At 70.3% G+C, this 14,948-nt stretch carries 10 protein-coding genes and 1 riboswitch; of the genes, 3 read left to right on the plus strand and 7 right to left on the minus strand.

Translation table 11 applies throughout. The features are described 5' to 3' along the window. Positions 1-75 precede the first annotated feature (75 nt). A complete protein-coding gene (locus BrevBR_RS07875; RefSeq protein WP_332640285.1) occupies positions 76-774 on the plus strand; it encodes a MarC family protein in 699 nt (232 codons plus the stop codon). Positions 775-812: 38 nt separating this feature from the next. Here the strand turns inward: BrevBR_RS07875 and BrevBR_RS07880 are convergent, their stop codons facing one another. Together BrevBR_RS07880 and BrevBR_RS07885 are read right to left on the minus strand one after the other, a co-directional pair. Beyond that, a complete protein-coding gene (locus BrevBR_RS07880) occupies positions 813-1,625 on the minus strand; it encodes an SDR family NAD(P)-dependent oxidoreductase (RefSeq protein WP_340000521.1) in 813 nt (270 codons plus the stop codon). A 1-nt stretch (position 1,626) separates the two neighbouring features. Continuing rightward, positions 1,627-2,097, minus strand: a complete 471-nt coding sequence (locus tag BrevBR_RS07885) for an Rrf2 family transcriptional regulator (protein WP_332640287.1) — start codon at positions 2,095-2,097, stop codon at positions 1,627-1,629. A 174-nt stretch (positions 2,098-2,271) separates the two neighbouring features. Here BrevBR_RS07885 and BrevBR_RS07890 point away from each other — a divergent pair, with 174 nt between their 5' ends. Continuing rightward, on the plus strand, positions 2,272-4,260 hold the full coding sequence (locus tag BrevBR_RS07890; protein WP_340000522.1) for a potassium transporter Kup: 1,989 nt from the start codon (positions 2,272-2,274) through the stop codon (positions 4,258-4,260). Continuing rightward, the gene (locus BrevBR_RS07895; protein ID WP_340000523.1) at positions 4,257-5,660 is read left to right on the plus strand and encodes an RsmB/NOP family class I SAM-dependent RNA methyltransferase; all 1,404 of its coding nucleotides are present in this window, start codon (positions 4,257-4,259) and stop codon (positions 5,658-5,660) included. Before BrevBR_RS07890 ends, BrevBR_RS07895 begins: the two co-directional genes overlap by 4 nt. A gap of 3 nt (positions 5,661-5,663) precedes the next feature. Here the strand turns inward: BrevBR_RS07895 and BrevBR_RS07900 are convergent, their stop codons facing one another. The 5 genes from BrevBR_RS07900 to mutS all read right to left on the minus strand — a co-directional run bounded on the left by BrevBR_RS07900 (position 5,664) and on the right by mutS (position 14,617). Further along, the gene (locus BrevBR_RS07900) at positions 5,664-6,365 is read right to left on the minus strand and encodes a GNAT family N-acetyltransferase (RefSeq protein WP_340000524.1); all 702 of its coding nucleotides are present in this window, start codon (positions 6,363-6,365) and stop codon (positions 5,664-5,666) included. A 67-nt stretch (positions 6,366-6,432) separates the two neighbouring features. Further along, positions 6,433-7,476, minus strand: a complete 1,044-nt coding sequence (trpS, locus tag BrevBR_RS07905; RefSeq protein WP_332640291.1) for a tryptophan--tRNA ligase — start codon at positions 7,474-7,476, stop codon at positions 6,433-6,435. Positions 7,477-7,517: 41 nt separating this feature from the next. Continuing rightward, positions 7,518-9,227: a murein biosynthesis integral membrane protein MurJ gene (gene murJ, locus BrevBR_RS07910; RefSeq protein ID WP_332640292.1), complete on the minus strand. Its 1,710-nt coding sequence runs from the start codon at positions 9,225-9,227 to the stop codon at positions 7,518-7,520. A 9-nt stretch (positions 9,228-9,236) separates the two neighbouring features. Then, positions 9,237-11,927: a [protein-PII] uridylyltransferase gene (gene glnD / locus BrevBR_RS07915; protein ID WP_340000525.1), complete on the minus strand. Its 2,691-nt coding sequence runs from the start codon at positions 11,925-11,927 to the stop codon at positions 9,237-9,239. Then, positions 11,924-14,617: a DNA mismatch repair protein MutS gene (gene mutS / locus BrevBR_RS07920; protein WP_340000526.1), complete on the minus strand. Its 2,694-nt coding sequence runs from the start codon at positions 14,615-14,617 to the stop codon at positions 11,924-11,926. Before mutS ends, glnD begins: the two co-directional genes overlap by 4 nt. Before the next feature lie 83 nt (positions 14,618-14,700). Continuing rightward, a riboswitch (cobalamin riboswitch) is annotated at positions 14,701-14,884 on the plus strand. Positions 14,885-14,948: the final 64 nt, after the last annotated feature.

Consider the following 14,948-nt stretch of genomic DNA (forward strand, 5'->3'; position numbering starts at 1 on the left):
TCCGACGCGGGGGGTGGACGCGCGCGATCGCGTCGGCCCTTATGCGTTCGTTTCAATTGGGGGCGAGGTCAGCACATGGACGCGGTCGATCTGGGGGTCAACCTGTTCGTGGCCCTGTTCGCCCTGGTGGACCCGATCGGAAACATCCCGATCTTCGCCGCCGCGACGGCGGGCGCCAGCGTGCGTCAGCGGCTGTCGGTGTCATTCCTGATCTGCCTGTTCGCCGCGGCCTTCCTGGCCTTCTTCTTCTTCACCGGCCTGGGGCTGCTGCAGTTCTTCGGGATTTCGCTGGCCGCGTTCCGGATCGCCGGCGGCATCCTGCTGCTGCTGCTGGGCCTCGACATGACGCGCGGGGACTTCCTGAAATCCTTCGCCGACAATGACGCGGACAGCGATCCGCTGGACGTGCGCGGCTATGCGCGACGGCGCTTCCAGCGGCTGGTGGTGCCCTTCGCCATGCCCCTGATGATCGGGCCGGGGGCCATCTCGACCATCATCATCCAGGCGGGCGAGGCGTCGAAGATCGGCTATCAGGGCCAGGTCGCCGGCATGGTCGCCATCGTCGCGGCCTGTATCGCCACCTTCCTGTGCTTCGCCCTGACGGGGCCGATCAGCCGCATCCTCGGCGATATCGGCATGTCGATCATCGTGCGGGTGCTGGGCCTGATCCTGTGCGCCCTTGCCATCCAATTCGTCCTGCTGGGCCTGTCGGAAGCGATTCCGGGCATGATTTCCGGAGCGGTGACGACGCCGTATCCGGAAGGCGGACACTGAAATCGGACCGGTTCGAAGGATCGAGAGAAGCCGAGGATTCAGATACGCTTCAGCCGCTTCGCATGTCCGCCGACCATGTTCAGGGCCATGGCGTCCGGCAGGTGCTTGGCCAGCCCGGCGAGCAGGTTGTTCACCGCCCCCGGGGTGACCCTGGGCCGGTTGGCCTCGCAGGCGGCGTAGCCGACGCGGGCGACATGGTCAGCGGTCTGCCACATCCAGGCGGGATAGGCGGTCGAGACCTGTTCGCGCGTGCCGTTGGCGTCGTGGAACTCGGTCAGGGTGTAGCCGGGGCACAGGGCGGTGACGTGGACCCCGGTCCCGCGCAGCTCCAGATGAAGGCCCTGCGAGGCCTTGATCAGGAAGCTCTTGATCGGGCCGTACAGGGTGTCGCCGCCGGTCGCGGGCATCTGGCCGGCGAGGGAGGCGACGTTCAGGATTCGGCCGTAGCCGCGCTCGACCATGGCCGGGGCGAACAGCCGGGCCAGTTCGACGGGCGCGGCCAGCATGACGCGGATCATGGCGGCGTGGGCGGCCGGATCGGTATTGAGGAAGCCCGCCGTTCGGCTGAAGCCGGCGTTGTTGATCAGGCCGTCGATGTGCAGGCCGCGGTCCTGCAGGGCGCCGAACAGACGGCGCGGCGCGGCGGGGTCGGCGAGGTCTTCGGTCAGGACGGTGGAGGCCGCGCTGGTGTGCGAAAGCTCCTCCGCCAGAGCTTCCAGCGGGGCTTCCCGGCGGGCCGTCAGCACCAGATCCCAGCCATGTTCCGCATAGACCCGGGCCAGGGCAGCGCCAATGCCGGCGGAGGCGCCGGTGACCAGCACGACCGGACGCGGCCGTGACGGCAGACTCATCTCAGGCGGCGACCGGGCAGGATGAATGCGGGGCGTAGGCCGCCAGCGAGGCCGGGTCATGGTCCAGCAGGTCGGCGATGGTGATCTTCGACAGGGCCGCGCCGGCGGCCTCGTCGGCGGCGGTCAGGGCCTTGGCCACCTGACGGGGGATGTGTTCGCTGACCGGGCAGCCCTTGGCGCCAGCGGGGGGAGAGCCGAGGTGGGCGCAGCCGTTGACGGCGCGCAGCACGGTTTCCAGCGAGATATCCTCAGGCCGGTGCAGCAGCCAGGCCCCGCCGGAGGCGCCGGGACGGGTGGCGATCAGCCCGGCTTTGGCCAACAGGGCGGTCACGCGCCGCACGACGACGGGATTGGTCGGGATGGAGGCGGCCAGAATCGCGCTCGCCGCCGCGTCGGCCGGCGAGAAGGCGCCCTTGTGGGCCAGATAGGCCAGGGTGTGGGCGGCGACGGGGAAACGTTGGCTGTCTGACATGGTGCAGCCTCCAAGATAGGCGTTGCCAGCCTCTTTCACAAACCAGTCGACTTCAGGGCGGGCGGTCATGCAACCTTCGCATCCGCAGCACGATTGAACCGCCGAATGAAAGAGCCTAAAGGCTCGCCGCTCTTTTGATGGGAACCGCGCTGTGCGGGGTCCCGGAGGAACTCTATGGCCGGGGCCTCTCCCCAAGGTGAAGACGGCGCCGGCGCCGCCGCCTCAAACTCCCAGACCCACTCCGACAAGTCCGTCGCACCGGCCCACCCGCATCCCGCGGCGGCCGGCGAAGGCGGTCACGTCAAGGCCGGGAAATGGGGCCTGATCATCGGCGCCATCGGCGTGGTGTTCGGCGACATCGGCACCAGCCCGCTGTACGCCATGCGCGAGGCCCTGCATCATTCCAGGAGCGGCGGGGCCGCCGAATTGGCGGTGCTCGGGGTCGTTTCCCTGGTGTTCTGGGCTCTGTTGCTGGTCGTGACCCTGAAATACGTCGTCTTCCTCATGAAGGCCGACAACAAGGGCGAAGGCGGAACCCTCGCGCTGATGGCCCTGGCCCAGCACGCCATCGGGCGGCGCTCGGGTCTGATCTTCATCCTCGGCGTCTGCGGCGCCGCCCTGTTCTATGGCGACGGCGTGATCACGCCCGCCATTTCCGTCGTGTCGGCGGTGGAAGGTCTCCGCGACGCGCCGGGCATGGGCGACGCGCTCAGTCCGTACGTCGTACCCATCGCCGCCGGCATTCTGATCGCCCTGTTCATGATCCAGTCGCGCGGCACCGCCAGCGTGGCGCGGTTCTTCGGCCCCCTGACCGCCGTGTGGTTCCTGATTCTGGCGGGCCTGGGCCTCTGGCACATCTTCGATGACGTCTCGATCCTGCGCGCCCTGTCGCCGCACTATGGCGTGCTGTTCCTGTTCGACAACGGCTTCCTCGGCTTCGTCATTCTCGGCAGCGTCTTCCTCGCCGTGACAGGCGCCGAGGCGCTCTATGCGGACATGGGCCATTTCGGAAAGGCGCCGATCCGCATGGGCTGGCTGTGGTTCGTGCTGCCGTGTCTGACCCTGAACTATCTGGGCCAGGGAGCTCTCGTGCTGGACAACCGCGCCGCCGCGGCCAATCCGTTCTGGATGATGGTTCCGGAGATCGTCTACTGGCCGGTCCTGATCATGGCCACGATCGCCACCGTGATCGCTTCGCAGGCGGTCATCACCGGAGCCTTCTCGGTCACCCAGCAGGCGGTCCAGTTGGGCCTTCTGCCGCGTATCGATATCCGGAACACCTCTGAAAGCCAGGCGGGACAGATCTTCGTCCCCTCGGTCAATATGATGCTTATGGTTGGAGTGCTGGCCCTGCTGGTGACCTTCCAGACCTCCACCAACCTGGCCGCCGCCTATGGTATCGCCGTGACGGGCTCGATGTTCGTCGACAGCCTGCTGGCCTGGTTCATCGTCCGCAGACTGTGGAAATGGAGCATGCCCCTGTCGCTGGCCGCCATCAGCCCCCTGGTGGCGCTGGACCTGGTCTTCCTGACATCCAACATGCTGAAAATTCCGCAGGGCGCCTGGTTCCCGCTGGTGCTTGGCGCGGCCCTGGTCGTGTTGATGTGGACCTGGGTGCGCGGCACCCAGATCCTGTCCGACAAGACCCGCAAGGACAGTCTGCCGCTGACCGATCTGATCGAGATGCTGCGCGCCCGTCCGCCGCACCGCGCCCCCGGCACAGCCATTTTCCTGACCAGCGACCCGGACGTCGCGCCGGTCGCCCTGATGCACAATCTCAAGCACAACAAGGTGCTGCACGAGAAGAACGTCATCCTCACCGTGCGCACCACGGACCGGCCTCGCGTGCCCGAGAACCAGAGGGTGTCGATCGAGCCGATCTCGGACGACTTCAAGAAGCTGACCATCAGCTACGGCTTCATGGAACAGCCGAACGTGCCCAAGGCGCTGGGCGTGTGCCGCAAACAGGGTCTGAAGTTCGACATCATGTCGACCAGCTTCTTCCTCGGCCGCCGCTCGGTCATCGCCTCGGCGACCCAGGGCATGCCGCTGTGGCAGGACAGGCTGTTCATCTTCCTGACCCGCAACGCGGCCAATCCCACCGACTTCTTCCACATCCCGCCCGGACGGGTGGTCGAGCTCGGCGCCCAGGTGGCGGTGTGAGCCGCCCGCCCGAGCAGGGCCGCAGCTCGGCCGCCCGCGGCCGCCGCATGGCCGACAAGGCGCGCGCCGGAACCCGGCCCGCGCGCGCGCCGAAGATCGACGTGCGTGACGACAGCGCCGACATCGGCGTCGAGGCGCGGATCGCGGCGGGCGTCCTGCTGAATGCGGCGCTGGAAGGTCGGGGCGGGCTGGACGCCGCCCTGTCGTTCCGTGAGGTCTCCAGCCTGCCGGGGCCGGACCGGGCCTTCGCCCGCGCCGTGGCCATGGCCGCGCTGCGCCGGCTGGGCGAGATCGACCAGATCCTGGACCGCAAACTGCAGAAGGGCCCGCCGCTGGCGGTGCGCACCATACTGAGGGTCGCACTGGCCCAGATGCTGATCCTCGAAACGCCGGCCTTCGCGGCGGTGTCGACGGCGGTGAAACTGGCCGAGCGCGAGCCGAAGACGCGGCCCTACAAGAATCTGGTCAACGCCGTCCTGCGCGGCATCGACCGCGAGGGCCCGGGTCTGACCACGGCCGAGAGCAATCTGCCCGAATGGCTGTCCGCCCGCTGGCGCGCCGCCTATGGCGATGCCACGCTGGTCGGACTGGCGCTGGCCGCGCGCGAGGAGCCGGCGACGGACCTCAGCGTCAAGCCGGACGTCGATGCGGCGGCGGTGGCCGAGGCGGTCGAAGGCGAGGTCCTGCCGGGCGGTTCGATCCGCACGGGCCGGCGCGGCGACGTCGCCACCTGGCCCGGCTTCGAGGACGGCGTGTGGTGGGTTCAGGACGCGGCGGCCGCGGTGCCGGGCCGACTGCTGGCGCCCAGGGCCGGCGAAACGGTCATCGACCTGTGCGCGGCTCCCGGCGGCAAGACGCTGCAGCTGGCGGCGTCGGGGGCCAGCGTCGTGGCGCTGGACCGATCGGCGGTGCGGCTGAAACGGCTCACCGACAATCTGGAACGCACCGGCCTGCGGGCCGAGGTGGTCGCCACCCCCGCCGAGGACTGGGAGGACGGCCGCATGTTCGACGCCGTCCTGCTGGACGCGCCCTGCACGGCGACGGGGACGTTCCGGCGCAATCCGGAGGTCCTGCGGGCCACAAAGCCGGCGGACGTCGCCAAGCTGGCCGATGTGCAGCACAGGCTGCTGGACGCCGCCGCCGAACGGGTGAAGCCGGGCGGTCGGCTGGTCTATTGCGTCTGTTCGCTGGAGCGCGAGGAGGGCGAGACCCAGATCATCGCCTTCCTGCGCCGCAACGCCGCGTTCAAAACGGCCCCCGCCGATCCGGCCGCCGTCGGCGCGCCGGCCGAGGCGCTGACGGCCGAGGGCTGGCTGCGCATCCTGCCGTCGATGTGGGCGGAAAAAGGCGGGGTGGACGGTTTCTTCGTCGCCCGTCTGGACCGGGTCGCCCAGGCCTAGGATTCAGGCCAGGACCGTATAGGTCATCCGCGCGCGGACGGCGAATCCAAGGCTCTCGTAGAAGGCGACCGTGGCCGCGTGTTCGGCATAGGCGTGCAGGAAGGCCTTCTCGCCGCGCTCCAGAATGCGCGAGACGACCACGCGGCTGAGCGCTCCGGCCAGACCCTGGCCGCGGAAGTCGGGATGGGTGCAGACGCCGCTCAGCTCGCTGTAGCCCTCGACCTTCATCCGCTCGCCGGCCATGGCGATCAGCCGGCCGTCGCGCCGCACGCCGATGAAGCCTCCCAGCCGCAGGGTCCCGCGCCGGAACGGGCCGGGTCGGGTCAGGGTGGCCAGCGCCAGCATCTCGTCGGCGTCCGCCTCGCCGAGCGTATGGAAGTCGACGTCGGCCGCCTGTCCGGCGGTCAGGACCGCAGCGGTCATCTGCACGCAGGGCGCGCGGGAAATGACCGGCGTGTCGGGCAGCACCGCCTCGATCGGCGTCCCTTCCGGCTCGACCATGCCGGCGCCGGGGTGTTCGCGGCTGAGGGCGGTCAGCAGGGCGCGGCTCTCCGGCGAGCCGTCGGCGGCCGCGACGAAGACCCCGACGTCCGGGTCCAGCCGTACGGCCGCCCCCTCGCCCTGCTCGCGGCGGATCGCCAGCGGCGCCAGGCGCGTGTTGAGGGCGCTCCACACCGGACGGTCGAGAGGATGGGCGAGGCTCATCCGCCTGAATTAGTGCAAGCGGGGCCGTTCGCCAGAGGCGGTGAAGCGCTGCGTCCGAAACCCGCCTTCACGCCCGCCAGAAGCCGACGATTTTCTTGACCTCGTCGACCACCGGATCAGCGATGGCGGCGGCGCGGGCGGCGCCGTCCGCGAGGACCCTGTCGATCTCGGCCGGGTCGGCCATCAGGCGACGCATCTCGGCGGTGACCGGGGCCATGGAGGCGACCGCGAGGTCGGCCAGCTTCGGCTTGAAGGCGCCGAAGCCCTGACCCGCGAACTCGGCCAGCACGGCCTCGCGGGTCATGTCGGCCAGCGCAGCGTAGATGGTGACGAGGTTCTTCGCCTCGGCGCGGCCTTCGAGGCCTTCCAGGGTCTCGGGCAGGGCGTCGGGATCGGTGCGGGCCTTGCGGATCTTGGCGACGATGGCGTCGGCGTCGTCGGTCAGGTTGATGCGCGACTGGTCCGACGGATCGGACTTGCTCATCTTGGCCGCGCCGTCGCGCAGGCTCATGACCCGCGGCGCCGGGCCCTGGGTCAGGGGTTCGGGCAGGGGGAAGAAGCCGGGCGCGTTGAAGTCGGTGTTGAACTTCTGGGCGATGTCGCGCGTCAGTTCCAGATGCTGCTTCTGGTCCTCGCCGGTCGGCACCTCGGTGGCCTTGTAGAGCAGGATGTCGGCGGCCTGGAGCACGGGGTAGGTGTAGAGGCCGACGGACGAGCGCTCCTTGTGCTTGCCAGACTTCTCCTTGAACTGGGTCATGCGGTCCAGCCAGCCGAGGCGGGCGACGCAGTTCAGGATCCAGGCCAGTTCGGAATGGCCGCGCACGGCCGACTGGGGCCAGATGATCGAGCGTGACGGATCGAGGCCGGACGCCAGATAGGCGGCGGCGATTTCGCGCGTCTGGGCGGTCAGCTTGTCCGGATCCTGCCAGACGGTGATGGCGTGCAGGTCGGCGACGAACAGGAAGCAGGGCGCGCCCGCAGCCTGAAGCTGGGTGAACCGCTTCAGGGCGCCCAGATAGTTGCCCAGATGCAGGGCCCCGGAGGCCTGGATGCCGCTGAGAACGCGGCGGGGACCCTGGTAGGCGGGAACGGCGGGTGAGGCGTCGGTCATGTCGAGGCGCAATGCCCGACCGGCGCCGAAGGAGCAAGCCGTTACTTGCCTGCGCGGCGCAAGAGACCCTTCACCTCGGCCATGGTGATCGCGCGGGTGGCGAAGGCCAGGGCGATGTAGGCCAGACCTCCGGCGGCGGTGACCAGCAGCAGCGCGGCCTCCTTGGCGCCGACCTCCAGGCCGATCATCCCGAGGGCGTCGGCCACCGGCGTCTCGATCAGGGACCGGCTGGCGGCGGCCAGGCCGACGATCAGGGCCAGTCCCGCGGCGGACAGGCCGATGCGGGTCAGGCGGGACACGGCTTGCGGGCTGGGCCGGTAAAGTCCCCGGCGCCACAGGGTCGCGGCCAGCAGGATGACATTGGTCCAGGCCGCCGCGGAAACGGCGGCCGCTATGCCCGCGATGCCCCAGCCGAGATTGAACAGGCCGATGGCGAGGGCCGCGTTCACGGCGACGGAGACGAGGGCGAACACCATCGGCGTACGCGTGTCGCGGCGGGCGAAGAAGGCCGGGGCGAGGATTCGGATCAGGACGAAGGCCGGCACGCCCCAGCCGAACTGGAACAGGGCATGCGCGGTGTTGACGGCGTCGACCTCCAGGAAGGCGCCGCGGGTGAACAAGGCGTCGATCAGGAAATAAGGCATGGCCATCAGGGCCGCCGCGGCCGGCAGGGTCAGGGCCATGGACAGGGTCAGGGCCTCGTCCATCGAGGCCTGCTGCTGGCCGTGATCCTCGGAGGCCACAGCCCGGGACAGACGGGGCAGAAGGGCGATGCCGATGGCGACGCCGACCAGTCCGAGGGGCAGCTGGTACAGGCGGTCGGCCGTCGCCAGCCAGGTCCGTCCGCCGGCCACGAAGCTGGACAGGTTGCCCGAGATGAAGACGTTGATCTGGGTCGCCGAATTGCCGATGGCGGCGGGAATGGCGGTGATGATGATGGCCTTGACCGCCGGGGTCAGCCGCGGCAGGGCCGGACGGATGTCGGCGCCGGCCCGGCGGGCGGCCCACCAGCATAGTCCGGCCTGCGAAATCCCCGCGACCAGCACGGCCCAGGAGGCGGCGTAGGCGGCGCCGATCTGGCCGCCCTGGGCCGGTATCACGGCGACCAGCATGATGACATTGAGCAGGACCGGATAGGCGCCCGAGACGATGAACCGGCCGCGCGCGTTCAGCACGCCGCTGAGCAAGGCCGCCACCGCCATACAGGGCAGATAGGGCATGGTGATCTGGGTCAGGACGACCGCCAGCTTGAAGCGCGCGGGATCGTCCAGGAAGCCGACGTTGATCACGGTCATCAGCCACGGCATGGCCAGCTGGGCGACGATGGTCAGGGCAATGGTGGCGAAGGCCACGGCGGCAAGGGCGTCTGTGGCGACCTTGTCAGCGACGGCTTCGCCCTCGGTTTCCAGGGTCTTGGCGTAGGCGGGCACGAAGGCGGCGGCGAAGGCCCCTTCGGCGAAGATGCGCCGGAACAGATTGGGGAAGTTCAGGGCCGTGTTGTAGGCGTCCGCCGCCGGTCCGACCGAGGCGCCCAGAGCGGCCGAAATGACGACGTCCCGCGCAAAGCCGACGAAGCGGCTGACGAGGGTCAGCGCGCTGAAGATCGCCGACGAGCGCATCATGCCGCCACCCTTGCGGGAGGTCGTGCCGGAGGCCGGCGGCTGGATCATAGGATCGGTCGTCGCGGTTGCCGATGGCACGGGCGGGGCGGCTTCGACCGGTTGGGCCTCGATGTCGGTCTTTCTGGACATGTCAGCGCCTTAGCGTGGTTCCGGCGCGCGCGATACGGGCTCCTGCGCCGGGCGGCGACGGCCGACCTCGGAGACGTCGCGCAGGCTGGCCCGGACCGGGGGCGAGACGCCGCGGCCGGCGCGTTCGGTGAAGTCGAGCACGGTCTCCAGATCGGCGCGCAGCGCGTCCAGCTTCGGTCCGGGCTTCGGCTTTTTGCCCGCCGCGTCGGTGACGTAGAAGCTGTCGACCGCGCGCTCGCCGAAACCGGCGATATGGGCCGAGCGGATAGACAGGCGGTGAATGGCGAAGGCCCGGGCCAGATCGGCCAGCAGGCCGGGGCGGTCGGCGCCCGAGACCTCGACCACGGCGGCCGTTGGGCTTTCGTCCAGATCGACCATGGCGGTGGGCCGCACGTCGAAAGCGGCGCGGCGCGGATTGGGCGGAGCAGTCGGGGGCGGGGCGGCGGGCGCGGCGCCGCGCGCGGCTGTCTCCAGCCTTTCGATCATCCGGGTCAGGCGGCGCGGTTCGGCCTGACCGTAGGGAGCGCCCCCGCCGTCCTGAAGCTCGAACACGTCCAGGGCCGTCCCGTCCGGGGCGGTGGCCACCCGGGCGCCGACGACGTCGGCCCCGGCGGCGGCGAGGGCGTCGGCCAGGTCGACGAACAGGCCCGGGCGGTCGCGAGCGGCGACGGCGACGCGGGTGGCGGCGCGTTCGTCCTCCTCGCTTTCCTCGACGGTCACGACCTCGGCGGCGGCCCCCCGGGCGCGGGCGCGGGCGACCAGTTCGGGATAGTCGTCCAGCGGATCGGCATGGGTGACGTCCTCGCCCCGGAACACGCCCTCGGTGCGCTGGTAAAGGTCGCGGATGAGGTTGCCCTTCCACGCGTTCCAGACGCCCGGCCCGACGGCGCGGATGTCGGCCACGGTCAGGATGAGCAGGGTGCGCAGCCGCTCGGGGTCGCCGACCAGTCTGGTGAAGGCCCGCACGGTCTCCGGGTCCGAGACGTCGCGCTTCTGGGCGTAGTCGCTGAGGGCCAGATGGTTGCGAACCAGCCAGACGACGAATTCGGTGCGGCGCGGATCCAGCCCCAGGCGATCGCAGGCGCGGCGCGCGGCGATGGCCCCGTCCTCCAGCTGGCCCCGGTCTCCGCCCTTGCCGACATCATGCAGCAGCATGGCCAGCATCAGGGCCTCGAAGTCGTCGATGCGGTGGACGATTTCGGTCGAGGCCGGATGGTCGGCCTTCAGCTTGCCACGCTGGATGTCGTTGATGATGCCGATGGCCTGCAGGGTATGCTCGTCGACCGTATAGGCGTGATACATGTTGAACTGGGTCTGGCCGACGATCCGCCCCCATTCGGGCAGGAACCGGCCCAGCAGGCCCGTCTCGTTCATCAGCGTCAGGACGCGGTAGGGCCGCTGGCCGTGGGCGAGGATGTCGAGGAAGGCGCGCGTCGCTTCCGGATCGCGGCGCAGGGACGGCGTCACCAGCGACAGCGAGCGGCTGACGGCCGAGAAGGCGTCGGGGTGCAGGTCCAGATCGTGCTCGTCCGCCGTGCGGAACAGCATCAGCAGTTTCTCGGGCGCGGCGGCGAAGACCTCGGGACCCTTGACCGACAGGCGGCCGGCTTCCTCGATGAAGCCGTCGACGCCCAGTTTGCGTTTGCGGCCGGGGATCAGCCGCGACAGGCTCAGGGTCGGCTTCTGCTGGCGCGCCTCCAGCTTGGCCGACATGGCGCGGGTCAGGGCGCCGACGTCGCGGGCGACGAGAAAATAGCGGCGCATGAACCGTTCGACCGCGGGCTCGTCGCCGCGCCCGCGCCAGCCCATGCGGCGGGCGACCTCGGGCTGGAGGTCGAAAGTCAGCTTTTCCTCGGCCCGGCCGGCGGTGAGGTGCAGATGCGCCCGGGTGCGCCACAGGAAGTCGAAGGCCTCCTCGAACGTCCGCCGCTCGCGCGCCGTCAGCAGGTCGTCGAGCACGCGAGCGCCGAGCGGGCTTTCAGGGGCCAGGGAACGGGCAATCCAGAACAGGGTGTTGAGGTCGCGCAGGCCGCCCTTGCCGTCCTTGAGGTTGGGCTCGACGCGATAACGGACCGCGCCCGATTTCTGGTGACGAAGGTCGCGCTCCGTCAGTTTGGCGGCGATGAAGGGACGCGGATCGGCCCGGGTCACGAAGGCGCGGAAGCGGGCAATGAAGTCCTCCGCCAGCCGCTCGTCGCCCGCCAGCGGCCGCGCCTCCAGCAGGGTGGTGCGGATGACCATGTCGGACTTCGCCAGCGAGAGGCATTCGTCGACCGAGCGTGCCGACTGGCCGACCTTCACGCCCAGGTCCCACAGGACGTAGAGCATGAATTCGATGACCTGTTCGGTGCGCGGGATCGGCTTCCACGGACGCAGGAACAGCAGGTCGAGATCCGAGAAAGGCGCCAGCACGCCCCGGCCGTAGCCGCCGACCGCGATCAGGCTGAGCCGTTCGGCCTCGGTCGGATTGTGGGCGGGATAGAGGGTTCCGGTGGTGAAGTCCCAAAGCGCCGTCAGCAGCTCATCGGCGGCGGCGGAATAGAGCCGGGCGACCTCGACCCCGTCGCCGCCGGCTTCCAGTCGACGGGCGGCCCTGGCGCGGGCCGCCTCGAAGCTTTCGCGCAGGACCGCCGCGACCGCCTTGCGCACATCAGGGGCGGACGCGGCCTCGATCAGCCGGTCGTCTGGAGCGGGGCTCACCGGCGGCCCAGACCCTTGAGCCGGTACAGGGCCTCCAGCGCCTCGCGCGGGGACAGTTCGTCGGGCTCGATGGCCTGAAGCGCGTCCTCGACGGCGGACGAACGCGGCGGCGGGGCTGGCTCCGCCATGGCGAAGAGCGGCAGGTCGTCCAGACTGACGGCGGCGCTCTTCTCGCCCTCCAGCCGGTCCAGCACCTCGCGGGCGCGGCTGACGACGGCGGCGGGTACGCCGGCCAGTTTGGCGACCTGGACGCCGTAACTGCGGTCGGCGGCGCCGGGGGCGGCCTCGTGCAGGAAGACGAGATCGCCGTTCCACTCTTTCGCGACCATCGACAGGTTGCAGACGTGGGCCAGCCGCGTCTCGAGGCCCGCCAACTCGTGGTAGTGGGTGGCGAACAGGGTGCGGGCGCGGTTGCGGTCGTGCAGGGCCTCGGCGACGGCCCAGGCGATGGCGAGGCCGTCCCAGGTGGCGGTGCCGCGGCCGATCTCGTCCAGCACCACGAAGCTGCGTTCGGTCGCCTGGGTCAGAATGGCGGCGGTCTCGACCATCTCGGTCATGAAGGTGGATCGTCCGCGGGCCAGATCGTCCCCGGCGCCGACCCGGCTGAACAGCCGGTCGACGACGCCCAGCCGCATGGCGCGAGCGGGGACGAAGGCGCCAGCCTGGGCCAGCACGACCAGCAGCGCGTTCTGGCGCAGGAAGGTCGACTTGCCGGCCATGTTGGGGCCGGTGACGATCGACAGGCGGGCGCAGGCCGCGCCCGAGCCGTCGAGATTGCAGTTGTTGGGCGTATAGGGATCGCCCTGCCCCTTCACCGCCGCCTCGACCACGGGATGGCGGCCGGCCGTGACCTCGAAACAGGTCGTTTCGTCGACGGTCGGGCGGACGGCGCCGACCTCTTCGGCCCATTCGGCGAGGGCGGAATGGGCGTCCAGTTCGGCGAGGGCCTCGGCCACGGCCTGAAGCTGTTGCGCCAGCGACTGCACGGTCGTCCGCCACGTCTCGAAGGTTTCACCCTCGATGGCGAGGGCGCGGTGGCCCGCCTGGCTGATCTTCGCGTCGAGCTCGGACAGTTCGACGGTGGTGAAGCGGACCTGGTTGGCCAGGGTCTGGCGGTGGATGAAGGGGCTTTCGCCCGACGGTCGCAGCAGGGGTTCGGCCGCCTTGGCGCTGGTCTCGAGGAAATAGCCGAGGACGGCGTTGTGGCGGATCCTGAACGGCACGCCGGCCTCGGCCACGGCGCGGGCCTCCAGGTCGGCGACGACGCGACGGCTGTCGTCGCGCAGGCGGCGGGCCTCCTCCAGCTCGGGGCGGTAGCCGGCCGAGACGAAGCCGCCGTCGCGGGCCAGGTGCGGCGGTTCGGCGACCAGACCCTCGGCCAGATCGACCAGCAGCCGGCCGAGCCCGGGAGACAGGCTGAGCCGGTCGAGGGCGGCGGCGATGCGGGCGGGCGGACCGGTCAGGGGATCGCGGGCCGGCGGGAACAGGCCCGCCAGTCCCTCGGCGATCGACAGGCCCGTGCGGATGGCGGCGAGGTCGCGCGGACCGCCCCGGCCCAGAACGAGGCGGGAGGTCGCCCGCGCGACGTCGGACGAGGCGCGCAGGCCGTCGCGCAGGTCGCGGCGCAGGTCGCGGCGCTCCAGCAGCCATTCCACGGCGTCGAGTCCATGGTTGATGGCGGCGGTGTCGCGCAGCGGTCGGGCGATCCGTTCGGCCAGGGCCCGCGCGCCGCCCGAGGTCACGGTCCGGTCGATGCAGGCCAGCAACGATCCCTCGCGCTCGCCGCGCTGGGTGCGGTCGATCTCGAGGCTGAGCCGGGTGGCCGGATCGATGGCGAGGAAGCCGCTGTCGCCCGAGCGGCGCGGGGGCGACAGGGCGGGAATCTTCCCGGCCTGGGTGGTCTCCAGATAGGCGGCGATGAGGCCCAGCGCCGACACCTCGGCCTCCTCGAAGGCACCGAAGCCGTCCAGCGAGGCGACGCCGTACAGCCGCTCGACCCGAACCCGGGCGCCGACCGGTTCGGCCAGGGCCTGAGGCAGGGCCTGGACCACGCCGCCCGAGCCGTCGAGCGCGGCCTTCGTGGCTTCGTCGGAAAACAGGCGGTCGGGAACGAGGACTTCCGACGGCCGGAAGGAGGCGAGGGTGGCGCCCAGATCCTCAAGCGAACAGGCGACGGCGTCGACCGAGCCGGAGGACAGTTCGACCACGGCCACGGCGGCGCGGCCCTTGCGCACCGAGACGGCGGCCAGACGGTTGGCGCCGCGGGCGTCCAGCAGACTGTCCTCGGTCAGGGTGCCGGGGGTGACAACGCGGACGATGTCGCGGTGGACCACGGCCTTGGAGCCGCGCTTGCGGGCCTCGGAGGGGGCTTCCAGCTGTTCGCAGATGGCGGCCTTGAAGCCCTGCCGGATCAGCCGCGCCAGATAGCCGTCGAGCGCATGCACCGGCACCCCGGCCATGGGGATGTCCTCGCCCTGGTGCTTGCCGCGCTTGGTCAGGGTGATGCCGAGGGCGGCGGAGGCGATCTCGGCGTCCTTGAAGAACAGCTCGTAGAAGTCGCCCATGCGGAAGAAGACGATGGCGTCGGGCTGGCTGGCCTTGGCCGCCAGGAATTGCGCCATGACCGGCGTCGTCCCCTCGCTGGACGGGACCGCGTCGGCTTTCGGGGGGTGGACGAGGGGGGCGTTCATGGAAGGGGCGCAAGGTGAAGGATTGCGGCCCCCGTCTCAAGCGCCTTTGGCCTCAAGCGTCTTGCGCAAGCTGCGCCGCACTGCGACAAGCCCGGCAGGCGGTTTAGGGAACGCGGTGAGAAACCGCGGCTGTGCCCGCAACTGTAGGCGGCGAGACGGACGATCATTCCGGGGCTTCGGCTTCGGCGTCACTGGGCAACCGGGAAGGCGTGAACCTCCGTTTTTTGACCCGCAAGCCAGGAGACCTGGCCGCCGACGTCGCTCGTCCGCTGTCCGGGACCAGACAGAGGCGTGGGGCCAACCCTTCCGCTCGCGCGGAAGCCGTTCCGTC

Source organism: Brevundimonas sp. BR2-1 (assembly GCF_037626195.1).
Taxonomy (GTDB): Bacteria; Pseudomonadota; Alphaproteobacteria; order Caulobacterales; family Caulobacteraceae; genus Brevundimonas.

Bases quoted from the DNA above. Each gene is read 5' to 3' on its own strand.
- BrevBR_RS07875 (WP_332640285.1), top strand. From the start codon at position 76: ATGGACGCGGTCGATCTGGGGGTCAACCTGTTCGTGGCCCTGTTCGCC.
- BrevBR_RS07890 (WP_340000522.1), top strand. From the start codon at position 2,272: ATGGCCGGGGCCTCTCCCCAAGGTGAAGACGGCGCCGGCGCCGCCGCC.
- BrevBR_RS07885 (WP_332640287.1), bottom strand. From the start codon at position 2,097: ATGTCAGACAGCCAACGTTTCCCCGTCGCCGCCCACACCCTGGCCTAT.
- trpS (WP_332640291.1), bottom strand. From the start codon at position 7,476: ATGACCGACGCCTCACCCGCCGTTCCCGCCTACCAGGGTCCCCGCCGC.
- BrevBR_RS07880 (WP_340000521.1), bottom strand. From the start codon at position 1,625: ATGAGTCTGCCGTCACGGCCGCGTCCGGTCGTGCTGGTCACCGGCGCC.
- mutS (WP_340000526.1), bottom strand. From the start codon at position 14,617: ATGAACGCCCCCCTCGTCCACCCCCCGAAAGCCGACGCGGTCCCGTCC.
- murJ (WP_332640292.1), bottom strand. From the start codon at position 9,227: ATGTCCAGAAAGACCGACATCGAGGCCCAACCGGTCGAAGCCGCCCCG.
- BrevBR_RS07900 (WP_340000524.1), bottom strand. From the start codon at position 6,365: ATGAGCCTCGCCCATCCTCTCGACCGTCCGGTGTGGAGCGCCCTCAAC.